The sequence below is a fragment of the Rhizobium sp. 11_C7_N12_5 genome (assembly GCF_051811145.1).
Taxonomy (GTDB): domain Bacteria; phylum Pseudomonadota; class Alphaproteobacteria; order Rhizobiales; family Rhizobiaceae; genus Rhizobium; species Rhizobium lusitanum.
Genome location: NZ_JBPWPY010000003.1, coordinates 902,092 through 916,731, shown reverse-complemented (window position 1 = coordinate 916,731; position 14,640 = coordinate 902,092). Strand labels below are relative to the sequence as shown.

11 protein-coding genes are annotated in these 14,640 nt (G+C 56.4%); 9 read left to right on the top strand and 2 right to left on the bottom strand.

Going from position 1 to position 14,640, the window contains the following annotated elements:
* Positions 1 to 69: 69 nt before the first annotated feature.
* Both AB8B29_RS33730 and AB8B29_RS33725 read left to right on the top strand, forming a co-directional pair.
* Positions 70 to 2,643 (top strand): MFS transporter, encoded by a 2,574-nt coding sequence (locus AB8B29_RS33730; protein WP_245297515.1) that lies wholly within the window; start codon positions 70 to 72, stop codon positions 2,641 to 2,643.
* A gap of 188 nt (positions 2,644 to 2,831) precedes the next feature.
* On the top strand, positions 2,832 to 3,590 hold the full coding sequence (locus AB8B29_RS33725; RefSeq protein ID WP_092574631.1) for an SDR family oxidoreductase: 759 nt from the start codon (positions 2,832 to 2,834) through the stop codon (positions 3,588 to 3,590).
* 40 nt (positions 3,591 to 3,630) lie between these two features.
* Here AB8B29_RS33725 and AB8B29_RS33720 read toward each other — a convergent pair whose 3' ends face one another.
* Positions 3,631 to 6,387 carry a winged helix-turn-helix domain-containing protein gene (locus tag AB8B29_RS33720; RefSeq protein ID WP_113134334.1) on the bottom strand — a complete coding sequence of 919 codons (2,757 nt, stop codon included), beginning with the start codon at positions 6,385 to 6,387 and terminating at the stop codon, positions 3,631 to 3,633.
* Between the two features lie 182 nt (positions 6,388 to 6,569).
* On the bottom strand, positions 6,570 to 7,358 hold the full coding sequence (locus tag AB8B29_RS33715; protein ID WP_051964338.1) for an SDR family NAD(P)-dependent oxidoreductase: 789 nt from the start codon (positions 7,356 to 7,358) through the stop codon (positions 6,570 to 6,572).
* Between the two features lie 242 nt (positions 7,359 to 7,600).
* Here AB8B29_RS33715 and AB8B29_RS33710 point away from each other — a divergent pair, with 242 nt between their 5' ends.
* The 7 genes from AB8B29_RS33710 (at position 7,601) to AB8B29_RS33680 (ending at position 14,486) form a co-directional block, all read left to right on the top strand.
* Positions 7,601 to 8,170: a helix-turn-helix domain-containing protein gene (locus tag AB8B29_RS33710; RefSeq protein ID WP_245297513.1), complete on the top strand. Its 570-nt coding sequence runs from the start codon at positions 7,601 to 7,603 to the stop codon at positions 8,168 to 8,170.
* Positions 8,171 to 8,335: 165 nt separating this feature from the next.
* On the top strand, positions 8,336 to 9,163 hold the full coding sequence (locus AB8B29_RS33705) for an alpha/beta fold hydrolase (RefSeq protein WP_037201233.1): 828 nt from the start codon (positions 8,336 to 8,338) through the stop codon (positions 9,161 to 9,163).
* Positions 9,164 to 9,191: 28 nt separating this feature from the next.
* Positions 9,192 to 10,409, top strand: a complete 1,218-nt coding sequence (locus AB8B29_RS33700; RefSeq protein ID WP_439007069.1) for an MFS transporter — start codon at positions 9,192 to 9,194, stop codon at positions 10,407 to 10,409.
* A 71-nt stretch (positions 10,410 to 10,480) separates the two neighbouring features.
* On the top strand, positions 10,481 to 10,855 hold the full coding sequence (locus tag AB8B29_RS33695) for a c-type cytochrome (RefSeq protein WP_037201220.1): 375 nt from the start codon (positions 10,481 to 10,483) through the stop codon (positions 10,853 to 10,855).
* Positions 10,856 to 10,876: 21 nt separating this feature from the next.
* The gene (locus AB8B29_RS33690; RefSeq protein WP_017965601.1) at positions 10,877 to 11,326 is read left to right on the top strand and encodes a (2Fe-2S)-binding protein; all 450 of its coding nucleotides are present in this window, start codon (positions 10,877 to 10,879) and stop codon (positions 11,324 to 11,326) included.
* An 11-nt stretch (positions 11,327 to 11,337) separates the two neighbouring features.
* Positions 11,338 to 13,491, top strand: coding sequence for a xanthine dehydrogenase family protein molybdopterin-binding subunit (locus AB8B29_RS33685; RefSeq protein ID WP_092574620.1), 2,154 nt, complete (start codon positions 11,338 to 11,340; stop codon positions 13,489 to 13,491).
* 122 nt (positions 13,492 to 13,613) lie between these two features.
* Positions 13,614 to 14,486, top strand: a complete 873-nt coding sequence (locus AB8B29_RS33680) for a hypothetical protein (RefSeq protein WP_439007068.1) — start codon at positions 13,614 to 13,616, stop codon at positions 14,484 to 14,486.
* Positions 14,487 to 14,640 lie beyond the last annotated feature (154 nt).

The following is a 14,640-nucleotide window of genomic DNA, read 5'->3' as shown; positions in this document are numbered from 1 at the left end:
GAAAAATCATGAGCTTACGGGAACCAATGATGCATTTTGCTGATAACTCCAGGAGCGGCTTGCAATTTTATGATCGATAGCGCGATTTTGACGCCCGCGAGGAGCTTCCATCCGAGCATTGACCGGCCAATGACGGTCCGGATCTTGCTGTCCAGCCTCATCGGGACTTCTGTAGAATTTTACGACTTCTACATATACGCCACAGCTGCCAGCTTGATTTTCGGTCCGCTGTTTTTCCCAGCTTCGGTCAGCTCTTTGGAGCTAATAGGCGCTTATGCGAGCTTCGGCATCGCCTTTATTGCCCGCCCGCTCGGCGGAGCTGTTTTCGGACATTTCGGCGATCGGGTCGGCCGCAAGACGACCTTGATGGCATCGCTGCTCATGATGGGGATCTCCACAGCGGCGATCGGCATGTTGCCGACTTATGCAGTGGTTGGTTGGCTGGCTCCTCTTCTTCTATGCGTGCTTCGATTCGGACAGGGCCTGGCACTCGGCGGCGAGTGGACAGGCGCTGTTTTGCTTTCGCTGGAGAACGCGCCTCCTGGTTGGAAGGCTCGATTCGCTATGTTTGCGCCGCTCGGTGCACCTATCGGCTTCGTTCTAGCCAATGGATTATTTCTGTGCCTAACGCTTGCTCTATCACCAGAGCAGTTTGTGGACTGGGGATGGCGGGTACCCTTCCTTGCAAGTGCTCCTCTGGTCGGAATGGGGCTTTGGGTCCGGTTCAATCTCGTAGAGACGCCGGAATTCCAGGAGGCAATGGCCGAGGCGCAGCCAGCAAACGTGCCATTGGTCGAGGTCCTTCGCGACCACATGGGCGCCGTCGTTGCTGGCGTTTTCGGCGTCGTCGCATGCTTTTCGCTGTATTACACCGTAACAGCCTTCGCGCTTGGCTACGGAACATCCACACTCGGCTACTCTCGACCAACCTTCCTGATGGTCGAGCTGGGCGCGATTGGTTTCATGGCCGTCGCCATCGTGCTCGCTTGTTGGCTTTCAGATCGCATGGAGCCTGAGCGTGTTCTTATCTACGGCTGCTTCGGAACGATAGTCTCGGGTATTGCCTTGTCTCCAATGCTTGGCAGCGGATCGCTTTTCGTCATTTTCTTGTTTCTCGCCTTCTCCCTGTTCTCGATGGGCTTCGTAAATGGACCGTTGGGAGCTTGGCTTCCAGGTCTCTTTCCCGCACGGGTTCGGTACACTGGAACGTCGATCGCCTTTAACATTGGTGGCATTATCGGCGGTGCTTTCTCGCCAGTGGCGGCCCAGGCACTCGCTGGTTACAGCGGCCTCGTAGCTGTTGGATTTTATCTCGCCATCACCGGCGGAATGAGCTGGGTTGCGTTCGATGCCAGTGCAAGACGTCGTACTCTTGGCGCGCTCGCGCAGAGTGAAAAGCGCTACCGTTCGATCTTTGAACAGTCGCACGTCTCGCTATGTGAGGTTGATCTCGCCGAACTATATCAACGCATCGAAAAAATGCGCAATGATAGGTTCGATATCTCTGCACTTCTCGCGTCGGACCCTGGCTTTGGCAATGAATGCTCACAGCTGGTGCGCTTTGTGGACGTTAACGAAGCAACGGTCCCACTACTCGGCTGCGCGTCCCGAAACGACGTTCTGGGATCAATTGACCGTTTCCTACCGCCTCGCAATGATCTCGCTGTTTCAATCACTACGGCGATGTCGAACCAGGTTCATAATCTGGAGATCGAAACCAAGCTTTTGCGCCTCGACGGTCGTGAAGTTATCGTGCTTTTTTATATCGCTTTTCCAGACGATGCCGCGGCATATGACCGTGTCGCCTGCGCCATGATCGATGTGACCCAACGCGAACAGGCGAAGGAAGCATTGCTGGTTGCTCAAGGCGAACTCGCGCGCGCGAGCCGTGTTGCAACTGTCGGCGCAATTTCGGCATCGATTGCCCATGAGGTCAATCAGCCGATCGGCGCGGTTGTCATGTTCGCCCAAGCGTGCGTTCGTTGGCTTCAAACGAGCCCGCCCGATCTAGCGGCAGCGACCAAGGCCGCGGAAAGAGCTGTTGAACACAGCGTCAGGGCTAGCCAGATTATCCAGAGAACTCGCGAGAGGCTGAAGGGTGGCGGCAAGCGGCCTGAGATCCTGGATCTGGGCGAACTCGTCATGGATGTCGTGGGCTTACTCGAAAGGGAAACAACCAACAGCGGGACGACGGTTCGGATTGATTTCGCGAGGAGCGGCGCCGTGGTCGCCGATAAGGTCGAGCTACAGCAGGTCATCGCAAATCTGATCACGAACGGCCTTCACGCAATGAAGGATGTGCCTGACGCATCGCGTGAGATCACCCTGCAAATCCATGGCGATGACTCAGAGCTTTTAAAGGTATCGGTAAGGGATCACGGCACAGGCATAGATGAAGCTAATATTTCGAAGTTGTTCACTCCGTTCTTCACGACGAAGGGTGATGGAATGGGGATGGGCCTCGCGATCTGCAAGACGATCGTTGAGGCTCATGGTGGGTCGTTATCTGCTAGGAACCACGGCGAAGGCGGCGCGATATTCGAAATCGTCCTTCCAATCGCAACCTCAGCCGACCCTGCCCCGGCTTCCGAAATTGTGCACGTTCCCGCTCAATCGAGCGCTAAGGACACTAATATCTCTTAGCAAGCCTTAACTCGCAATTTCGCGCCCGTTGCTCGATCTTGATGTTGTCGAGCCAACACGGATTGCAGCGACGGCGTACGGGCCAGCAAACCTAAGCGCCTTTTCTCCGCCAGATTGGTCGATCGCAACGCTGCGCCGGTCCTGAATAGGGTCTGGCAGTATCGCTCAATTTTCCAAGGAGACTAGCAATGAACCTTAAGGGAAACACGATTTTCATCACTGGTGGCGGTTCCGGCATCGGTCGCGGCCTCGCTGAAGCGTTCCACAAGCGAGGGAACCAGGTGATCATTTCAGGGCGCCGAAAGTCATATCTCGATGACGTCATCAACGCCAATCCCGGGATGGCGGCTTACGAGCTGGACATAACCGATGTCGAAAGCATCAACTTGGTGACAAAGCGCGTTGTTGCGGACTACCCAGACCTCAACGTCCTGGTCAACAATGCCGGCATCATGCCGTTTGATGACGCCGCGCGTCCGATCGAGGAAACTGTTCTCGAAAGCATCGTAAACACCAACCTTCTCGGTCCAATCCGGATGACGTCTGCACTCGTCGAGCATCTCAAGACTAAGGCAGACGCCGTGATCATCAACAACACGTCGGTGCTCGCCTACGTGCCGATCGCCTACAATGCCGTTTACTCCTCCACGAAGGCAGCATTGCACTCCTATTCGCTATCGCTGCGTTTTGCACTTCGCGAGACGTCTGTCTCGGTGCAGGAAATCGCTCCACCGTGGGTTGATACCGATCTGATCAAGAAGAGTGGCGATCCTCGGGCGATGCCGCTGGAAGCTTTCATCAACGAGACGATGGCGAAGCTTGCGAGCGAGTCGCCCGAAATTGTCGTCGACATGATCAAACCGCTGCGCGACAACCCCGGTTCCGGCGAACACGTTTTCTTCACGCAGTTCAACCAAAGCCTGATCGACAATCCGATTCCGCGCTAAGCCTGATCGTCCTGTTTCTGGCGGGCGGTCGCCCCGTCCGTCAGAGATCACCGACGTCGAGAATCTCCCGTGCCTTCGCAATATCGGCGGTCAAATAGGCTCCGTCGACTTTATCGAGAGTGCTCTTGATCATGTTACGCGCCGTGATCTCCTGATTAGGCCCCGCCAGTTCATAGGCTGTATTGGCCGCCCTAAGTTCCCAGAAGGGGGCTTCCATCCGACGCGCTTCATCCAGGGCAGCTTCGATCAGCGACTGGGCTTGAATTGGGTCCGACTCGTTTAATACCTTGGCCTTTATCCGCAGTAGTTCTGGACGGCACCAGCCGCCTTCTCCTTTTATGCCTCGATCCAAGGCCTCTAACGGCGCCCGAACGCCCGCCAGGACGAGCAGGTATTCCAACCTCATTCCGACGGCCGAATGGAAAATTTCTTCGGTCGCTTGCTGTTGAATGCCATCGGAGATAAAGGACCGATAGGCAGCCACCCATAGCGACCATCTGTGGAGGTCATGCTTTTTGGTGAGTGTCTCCGCGATATCTAGATACTCACCCGCTCGCTTGTGATCGCCAGACAAGAAAGCGATCGGCGATGCCGTCAAAAACAAGAGCAAACACGTTGATATCGAGTAATCGAGAGCACGGGCCTCTTCCAAAGCGGAGTCGAGTTCTCCAAATGCTTCAGACGTGTCACCCTGCAAGAATTTCACGAAAATGAGTACCGCTCGGGAAATGATGCGCTGATCGAAACCGACACCAGCGTTTAAGGTCCGTCGCAGAGACCCTTCAGCATCCCGAAGAGATCCTTTCACATGTTCAGAGGCTAGCTTGAGGTTGCCATGGAAGAAGTATCCGTGTTCAAGCATCCGGCTGAAAGATCCCAATGACATCTGGGGAAAACGAACTCCAAGTTTTAGCGCCATATCAATAGCTTCAGCATATCGCGCGTTTGAAACCCAAATGGAGGCTCGGCCCGCCGTAGCTCTTATGAAGGTGGGCATGTCGCCCAGCGATTCCGCAATCTCGGCACTGCGATCGAATTCCTCCAAGGCTTCAGGGTCGGCAGGGTAGCCTCGGACGTGGAATAACGCTCCACCCCTCGATATCCGAAGCTCCATTTCGATGCGCGTCCCGACGTGCTGGGAACCTGGAAGTCTGGCCAAGGCTTGCTCGACCACCTTCGATTGTTCGTTCATGAGGCCGAGTTGCGCCCAGAGAACCGTTGACTTCGCCGAGAGACGGATCGCGAAATCGGCGTCGCGTTCATTGTTGAAACTCCACTGTATCGCAGCTCGGACGTCATTAATCAGAGATGAGTAGCGTAGCATCCACTGCGGAGTGGCCAGAACCGTCCAATCGGCTTCCGCGCTTTGCAGCTCCTTCTCACAATAGACAGCGTGCGCGGCTCTGATCGCATCCGACTGACCGCTCTTATCCAGCTTCTCAAGACCATAACGCCTGGTCGTTTCGAGAAGTCGATAGCTTCCGTCTCCGGCGCTCACCGATAGAAAAGACTTCAGGAATAGACCGTCAAAAGCCTCGTAGAAATCGTCCTCGGAGAGACTGCTTCCGCTAACAGAGAAAGCTGCATCCGACGAGAATGAACCGGCAAACACGGCAACGTATTCGAAAAGCGTTTTCTCTGTAGGGGTCAGGCTATCGAAGCTCCAGTCCAGCGTGGCTCGCAGGGTCTGTTGGCGGGGTGGGGCGGTACGGCGCCCCCGTCGCAACACGGTCAGCGGGTCATCCAGGGAGTTAGCAAGATTGACAAGGCCAAGATGAGCGACGCGGGAAGCTGCAAATTCAATCGCCAGCGGAATTCCATCGAGCCGCCTGACGATTGACGCAACGGTTTCAAAATCCTCAGGCCGATCAAAACTTTCGAAGTCAGATGAGAGCATCACCCTGTCGATAAAGAGTTCCATCGCTGAAAACGAGGACCAATCAGCGTTGGTAGCGTCTTCCGGCGGAATGACCAGCGATGGCAGTTGCCGGATCCTTTCGCCTGAAACGCGCAGAGGTTCACGGCTCGTAGCCAAGATGGAAACGTTAGGCGTAGCAGTCAGAATGTCTTCGGTCGAAGACGCGGCCTCGAGAATCAGGTGCTCGCAATTGTCGAACACAAGCAGAACATTGCTATCTTCCAATGCCCGCAAGACGCCGGGCTCGGCGTCGTCCGAAAACACTGTGACTCCAAGCAGCGAAGCAAGTGTCGGCATGATGAGCCGCCCGTCAGTGAGCGCAGCAAGATCTACAAACAGGACTGGCCGTGACTCGCTCAGGATCTCGCCAACAGCGAGAGCCACCGACGTTTTTCCAATTCCTCCAGCACCAGCGATCGTGACGAGGCGGTTCGAGGCCACAAGTCGTGCGGTCTCCTCAACAAAGGTCTCCCGGCCTATCAAACGTCCTGCAAGACGAGGTAGATTGCTTGAGATGTTCTCTTTTGGAACCGCAACCGGCTGCACATCACTGCTGCTCTCGCCATCTTCAACAGTTTGGACCGGCATGACAAAGGCGTAGCCACGTCCAGGGATATTTTCGATATATCGCCCGGCCTCTCTATCCCCCAGCAACTTTCGAAGCGTCACCATATGGACGCGCAGAGCGCCTTCGTCGACGGTCGTAGTCGTCCAAACGGCTTTGATCAGTTCATCTTTACTGATGATCTGCCCAGCTCGCGCAACTAAAACGGCCAAAATGTCGAAAGCACGGCCACCGATGTTAAGGATTTTCCCCGACTCGGAGAGACTACGATGAGCGATATCGAGTTCGAAACGACCAAATCTCAGCACAGTCATTAGTCGCTGGACCTGATCGGCCGAGTAAACACAAGAACACGGTCGTTTTTACCAGTGGCTGAAGCTGAAAGGTCCAACGCTCGTACGGATGCCACTCTCATGCTCAGCCCATTCTTGATATCAGAATGGTCTATAAACCAACTGGTTCATGGGTTCAATAACCCTCAGCGTGAACAGGCGGGCTAGGCGCTATACCCACCGTCGACGTTCAACACGCTGCCTGTGATGAAAGACGCGCCCGGACCAGCAAGAAACGTGACTGCACTTGCAACTTCCGAGGGCCTCCCAAGCCTCTTCAGGGCAGTTGAAGCGCGTTCGGATTCGATGATGTCCGGTGAAACTGCAACGGCGTCGAAAGCGATGGCGCCCATCTGGACGACGTTGATCGAGATTCCGCGCGGTCCCAGGTCATGCGCCGCGCCCTTGCAGAAGGCGGTCAACGCGGCACGAGTTGCCGCAAAATCGGCAAGGCCCGGCGTTCCGACACGATCCGCAAGGCTAGAACCAAGGGCAATAACGCGCCCACCACTGGTCATGACCCGTATCACTGCTCGTATGAGCGCGATGTTAGATTTGACGTTCATAGAATATTGCAACTCAACCTGATCCTCATCGAGGTCATCGTCGTCGACTTGCCATTGGACACGATACTCAGAGTTCGCGACCAAGACGTCAATCCTTCCGAATTCCGCGATAACCTGTCGAACCAGCTGGGTATGCTGTGTCGAACTACAATCCGTGGGTGCTCTAAACACCACGACTTTACAGCCGACGCCACGGAGTTCGTCCAGCGAAGCAGGCTCAACCTCCGTGTCGAGAAGCGTCAATGCCAGATTGGCGCCGCACTGAGCCAGCGCGGCAGCTGTGGCCATGCCGACCCCTTCATCCGCTCGGGTCAAAAGCGCTACTTGTCCAGCCAGGGGCCGGACCCTATCAGACCGTCCATCGAAAGTGACGTCATCCTGTTGCATTTGGTGCTTGAAGCTCCCTGTCTGCCTAGCTTCACATATAGGCACGCCCTAGATCCGTTTATTGTATCATCGGGCGCCCACGCGAACCTTCAAGTGGCAGGCAACCTTGGTCGCGAAATCGGTGTTGTTAACGGAACGCGCTCCGGGTCGTTAACGCCCTAACATCTCTTAACATCGCTTAGCTCGTGTTACGGGGCAGCCTGCAGCTACCTTTCAGCCATCGAAGCAGAAAGGACGCTGCCATGACACGAACGGTTTCATTCATTCCATTCCTCGTAGGCCCGGGCGGTGAACGCGTCTGGGGTCTCGGACCCCAGGACACCGCAATCGATCTCCGTCCGGAAAGTCGTGTTCGGCTCGCTGACATGGCGGACGGCCCCCGCCGGAACTGCCACAAGACCGTTGCGGGGCTTTCCGATTGGCAGAAGAACAAGGTGGTCCGCTACATAGATGAGAACATCGATGGTTGCATCCGTGTCCAGGAGTTGGGCGACCAAGTCCGCTTGAGCGCGAGTCGGTTCTCGAAGGGTTTCAAGGTCTCCTTCGGCCGCTCGCCCTATGACTACGTTTTAAGTCGCCGCGTCGATGCCGCGAAATATCTCATTTCTTCGACAGACGAGCCGCTGAGCCAGATCGCCCATGCGTGTGGTCTGAGTGACCAGGCGCATCTCTCGAAGGTGTTCAAGCGCTTGGTGGGTGTCACCCCGCTCAAGTGGCGGCGCCTGAGCGCTGCCAAGTGCACCACTCAACACACTCCAGCGTCGTGGCGTCGCCTTGGCTCGGCAGACCTGCATGCATTTGCAAACGCCTGATTAGAAGGCGCCCATCTCAAGACGAGAGTGACGAAAATGTCCAATGAATTTCTCATCAGCCGCCGCGATACGCTGCTGGCCGGTGCCGCTTTAACCGCATCGTTTGCAATCGGCATGCCGCAAGAGACCCAAGCTGCAGCCAAAACAAAAAAAGGAAACCGCCACATGAGCTTTGTCACAACAAAAGACGGCACCAAAATCGCTTACAAGGACTGGGGCAAGGGGCAGCCGATCCTCTTCTCGCACGGCTGGCCACTTTCGAGTGACGCCTGGGACGCACAGATGCTGTATTTCGGCATGAATGGCTACCGGGTCATTGCACACGACCGTCGTGGCCATGGAAAATCTGATCAGCCCTGGACCGGTAATAATATGGATCAGTATGCAGACGATCTCGCTGAGGTAATCGAGCACCTCGATCTGAAGGACTTGGTCATGATCGGCCACTCCACCGGCGGCGGCGAAGTGGCGCATTACATTGGCCGTCACGGAACCAAGCGGGTTTCAAAAGTGGTGCTCGTCGGCGCAGTCCCGCCGCTGATGCTCAAGACCGACGCCAATCCTGAAGGCACTCCCATTGAAGCCTTCGACGGCATCCGAAGGGGCACGGCGACCGATCGCTCTCAGTTCTACAAGGATCTGACGATGCCTTTCTATGGCTTCAATCGCGAGGGCGCCAAGGTCAACGAAGGCCTCCGTGAAACGTTCTGGCTGATGGGAATGGAAGGCGGAATCAAGGGCGAATACGATTGCATTCGCGAATTTTCGGAGGTCGACTACACGGACGATCTCAAGAAAATCGACAAGCCGACCCTCATCATTCATGGGGACGACGATCAGATCGTGCCGATCGCCGCAGCTGGCCTCAAGAGCGCAAAGATCGTCAAGAATGCGACACTCAAGGTCTATCCGGGTGCGCCTCACGGTCTGGCTCAGACGCAGGCTGAAAAGTTCAACGCTGATGTGATGACCTTCATCAAGGCAGCATCATAACTGCCAGGCTGGCGCAGAGGCGATCCAAATGACTTCCATTTCAAGCGAACGCGCGGCAGGTCAGTCGCTGGCGCCAGCCTACATCATGGCATTAGGCACCTTTGCCATTGGCACGGAGGGGTTCATGATTGTTCCCCTTCTGCCAAAAATGGGTGAGGATCTTTCACTTCCGGTCTCGGCACTGGGTAGCCTGGTCACCGTCTTCACCCTTACCTTGGCGATCACATCGCCACTCCTAACCATCCTGTTTGGAAGGGTCGACCGCAAACGTCTGCTCGTCTTGACCATGGCGGCTTTCGCGTTGGCTAATCTGGTGGCTTGGGCATCCCAAGGATACTGGGGAATTTTTTCTGCTCGTGTCCTACTGGCCATGGCGGCGGGACTTTACACCCCGAGCGCCAACGCCTTGATGGGTGCCTTAGTTGTGCCAGAGAAACGCGGTCGGGCCCTTGCCATTTTGAACGGTGGTTTGACTATAGCAATCGCAATCGGGCTGCCAATTGGCTCACTCGTTGGAAACGCCCTCGGGTGGCGGGTGACTTTCCTTGGCGTCGCAGCCCTGTCGATCATCGCAGTGGTCGCGCTGGTTGCAAAACTGCCTCGTACCGATGGAACAGAAATGCACGTTGCGTCGGTCTCCGAGCGCCTTGCGATCGTTAAACGCCCCCAGGTCTTCCGGGAACTGGTTGTGATCTTCTTCTGGGCCCTCGGTACCTATTCGGTCTGGACCTACATCGCTCCGTATCTGAGCCAGGTCGATGGCCTTGGCCCAAATGGAATTAGCGCCGTCGTCTCGGTATGGGGGATCGGCGCTGCAATCGGCATCGTACTTGGTGGCACCCTGAATGATCTGATGGGAGCAAGACCGGTCGTCGCCGCCAGCCTGACCCTCGCCGTGTCAGTTTTCCTCTCGCTTATATTCTTTGCAAGATCTCTTACGCCCGATCAGGCCATTGTTCCGACGATCATTGCTGTTGCTTTTTGGGGTATCGCGATCTGGGCATTCTATCCAGCACAGATTGCCACATTGATTCAGGTCGGCCAGCCCGCGGTGCCAATCGCAGTCTCACTCAGCATGTCGTTCATGTACCTGGGCTTTGCCGTGGGCAGCGCCATCGGATCCGTCGTGCTCTCGCGAGGCGGTGTCGGTGACCTGGGCATTACCGGCGTGATTGGGGAAGGCATCGCTCTTCTCATTGCTACCTACGCGAGTGCGAGGATTAGGCAACCCAGAAGCGTCACTTAAAAATCGAATTCGACAAGGGCGGCAAGAGATTGCTGCCCGTTTCGCCATTCCAGTTTTCCAAAGGAGGAACCATGGAAAAGTTGCAGGCCGTCATGATTGCCGTGGGAATGATCGTGCTTGGGGCCTCGTCGGTCCGAGCCGATGCAGATCCAGACAAGGGCAAAAAGGTCTTTGCCCGCTGTAGTGCCTGTCACGCGACGACTGAGCAAAACAAGGTCGGTCCGGGCCTTCTGAATGTTGTCGGTCGCCCTGCTGGAAGCATTGCTGGGTACAACTATTCCGCTGCGTTGAAGGGGTCTGGTCTCACATGGGATGAGCCTACTCTCGACGCTTTCCTTAAAGCGCCAGCCGCCTTGGTCAAGGGGACCCGCATGAGCGCGTCAATCCCGAAAGACCAGGATCGAGCAGATGTCATCAGCTACCTGAAAACACTGACAGCGCAATAGAGACCCAGGAAGGTTAGACCAATGAAGACGATCACCATCAACGGCAAAACACATGAAGTCGATGTCCCGGACGACATGCCACTGCTTTGGGTTTTGAGAGACGTGCTTGGCATGACCGGAACCAAATACGGCTGCGGCATCGCCCAATGCGGAGCCTGTACCGTCCTGATAGACAACATGGCAGTTCGATCCTGTCAGACAACCATGGATATGATCGATGCTCAACAGATCACCACGATCGAGGGCGTCGGTGAGACCGAGAACGGGCGCAAAATCCAGACGGCGTGGCTCGAAAAGGAGGTTGTCCAGTGCGGGTACTGTCAATCCGGCCAGATCATGTCGGCAACCGCGCTTCTTAATAGCAACGCGAAGCCGACGGACTCCGACATCGATGAGGCAATGGCAGGCAATATTTGCCGTTGTGGCACTTATGTCCGGATCCGCGACGCAATCCACACGGCGGCGGCATAGAGGAGACTGACATGATCAACAATCTTCATTCCCGTCGCGGGTTCCTCAAGGGCACCGTCCTGGCAACCGGCGGTCTTGTCTTGGCGGTTCAACTGCCACGGATGGGGCGAGCAAGCGGCCCTGCGAGTTCCTCTGAAGATGTCGCCTTCACGCCCAACGCCTTTGTGAAAATTGATGAAAGCGGCATCACCCTGATCATGCCGCACACGGAGGTGGGGCAGGGTATCTATACATCCAGCGCGATGTTGATGGCAGAAGAGCTTGAGCTACGGCTGGACCAGTTAAAAGTGGAAGCAGCACCGCCGGACATTTCGAAATATATGGATCCCATCTTGTACGACCAGGCGACTGGTGGGTCGACGTCAACTCGTTCCGATTGGATGCGGCTACGGCAAGCAGCCGCTACGGCGCGTACCATGCTTGTTGGAGCGGCGGCCGCCAAGTGGCGGGTCGATCCAGCGCAGTGTCGGGTCCATGAGGGGACGATCTATCACGACGCCTCAAATCGATCGTCGACCTACTATGACATTGCGGCCGAGGCGGCAAAGCTGCCCGTTCCAGCCGATGTTCCATTGAAGGACGCTTCTCAGTTCAAAGTCATCGGAACGCGAGCTAAGAGGCTCGACACTCCCGGGAAAGTCAACGGTTCGGTCGTCTACGGTTTGGATATCAGGGTCCCCGGCATGAAATATGCGACGCTGGCGATATCTCCGGTGACCGGTGGCCGTTTCAAAAAAATGGACGAAGCTGCGGCTCGCGCCGTGAAAGGTGTCCTCGACATCGTGACCGCCGATAATGCCGCTGTTGCGGTGATCGGCGAACACATGTGGGCGGCGAAGCAAGGCCTGGACGCCCTCAATATCGAATGGGAGTCGGGTGAAAACGGCGCCGTCACCTTGGACACTATTGTCGCCAAGATGGACCAGGTATCGCAACAGCCGGGGGTCGTCATCCGCGACGAAAATAAAGCGGCTGACGTAATAGCAAACGCCCCAACAAAGCTCTCGGCGATTTACCGCTCGCCGTTCCTGTCGCATTCACCGATGGAACCCCTGAATTGCACCCTGCATATTCAGGACGACCGGGCGGAGGTCTGGGTAGGCACACAGGTGCCTGTCCGCACACAAAAGGCGGTCGCCGACATCACAGGGCTGCCGGTCGAAAAAGTCACCGTGAACAATCAGTTGATGGGTGGAGCGTTTGGACGCCGGTTGGACGTCGACACGATCGAGCTGGCGGCTAAACTCCTGAAGGGCACCCGCTACCCCGTCAAACTGGTCTGGACGCGCGAACAGGACATGACGCACGACTATTACCGCCCATATTACTACGATCGGGTGGCCGCAGGCCTCGACAAGGACGGCCGCTTGATTGGCCGCACGCATCGGGTGACCGGGTCCTCCATTTTCGCACGGTGGGCGCCGGCAGCGTTCAAGAATGGCATCGATCCTGATGCCGTCGATTGCGCGTCGGAGACCCCCTACGATGAAGAGGCCGTTTTTGCGGATTATGTTCGCGACGAGCCTGCGGGTGTTAATACCAGCTGGTGGAGAGGTGTCGGGGCATCGCACAATCTCTTTGTAGTCGAGAGCTTTGTGGATGAGATGGCGACCGCGACAAAGCAGGACCCGCTTGAGTTTCGCCGGAAGATGCTCACGAAGAATCCGCGAGCACTTGCGGTACTGAACCTTGCCGCGGAGAAAGCAGGCTGGGGTCAAGCATTGCCGCCGGGAAGGGGCAAAGGCATCAGCCTTCAAGTGGCTTTTGGAAGCTATCTCGCCCACATCCTGGAAATTGAGATCACCGATGAAAAGGAGGTGCGCCTCCTTCGCTCGGTCATCGCGGTTGATTGCGGCGTTGTGATCAATCCAGACACCGTTGTCGCCCAGATGGAGGGTGGAGTGATCTTTGGCCTGAGCAGCGCGATGTTCAATCAGGTCACGTTCACTGATGGTGCTGTCGATCAGACAAACTTCGACACCTATCGGGTACTTCGTATCAACGAGGCACCCAAGGTCGAGGTCTATCAGATCAAGAGTGGCGAAGCGCCCGGAGGTGTCGGCGAGGCAGGAACGGCCGCTGCAGCCGGGGCACTTGGCAACGCGATCTTTGCGGCAACAGGAAAGCGGATTCGCTCCCTACCGCTTGCCGAGGCACTTGCGTAATACCGCAGGACTGCAGGCCGCATGTTCAATCGCGGCCTGCAGTACGGGAAGACCCAGCTTTCACCTTGAAGGCGTTGAGAAATATGTTCCTTTTCACTGAGAAGAGAATGCGAGAGAACCGTATGAACATCCAGCCAATTGAAATTCAGGCAAACTTGTCGAGGACAATCCGCGCGATCGAGGCCGAAGCATGGATGGACATGCTGGATGCCGCGCCGCCGTCGGTTCGGAAGCAATTGGGGATCGAGACTTTCCGGAGCGACAATGCGTGCTTTCTAGCCTGTCGTGAGCTTTCTGCCGTCCCCTTCAATCGCGGATTTGCCGTTGAACCGCAGTGGTCTGCTAACGATAAGGAGATGGCAGAAGGGGTGCGATGGCTGGATCGCAACGCATCGAAAACGTGGGTAATTCAAGTTGACGAGGAGGGCTTCAATGCTTCCAGTGCCGCTCTGTCCCGAATGGGGGTCATACAGAAGGACAGTGGTTGGATAAAATTCTTCTCCAGAGCGGTCCCTCACATTGTGCCGAACGAACCCAGGATCGAAATAGCTGATGGTAACCGCAAGGCGAGCGACTTCGCCAACGTGATTAACGCGGGGTATGGCTTTCCAACCGCGACTTTCGAGTGGTTCAAAGCGCTCGCCAGCCGGGACAGGTGGACGTGCTATGTCGCGTATGCCGACGATGAGCCTTGCTCAGCAGGAGCGGCTTTTGTCGGATCTGCTGGGGCATGGTTTGGCGTCGATGCAACACTAGTCAGCGCGAGAGGGAAGGGCCTCCAGTCAGCAGTGATAGCGCGGCGTTTACGCGATGTCAGGGACAAGGGAGCCGTCATCGCAATGGCCGAGACTGGCCGACCTGCGACCGTCGATAGTCCATTGGGCACGAGCTTCAGGAATTATCAGCGGGCGGGCTTCGAGGCTCAGCACTATTCGGCGAACTTCGCTCGGGATCGGAGCGTTCCGTGCGGTGCAACGCCCGTTTTCATGATGTAGTGAAGAAGCGCAACCTGATGGTACGCTTCTTCTTCGGCCGAGAATTACCGGGCGGGCTGACGCATTGGCTTCAGGGCCACCCCCTTTGTGCAGTTCTCCCAAGAGCGTGGTGGTTCCGGAGGTGACCGCTTCGTTAGGAATGAAAATGTCATCG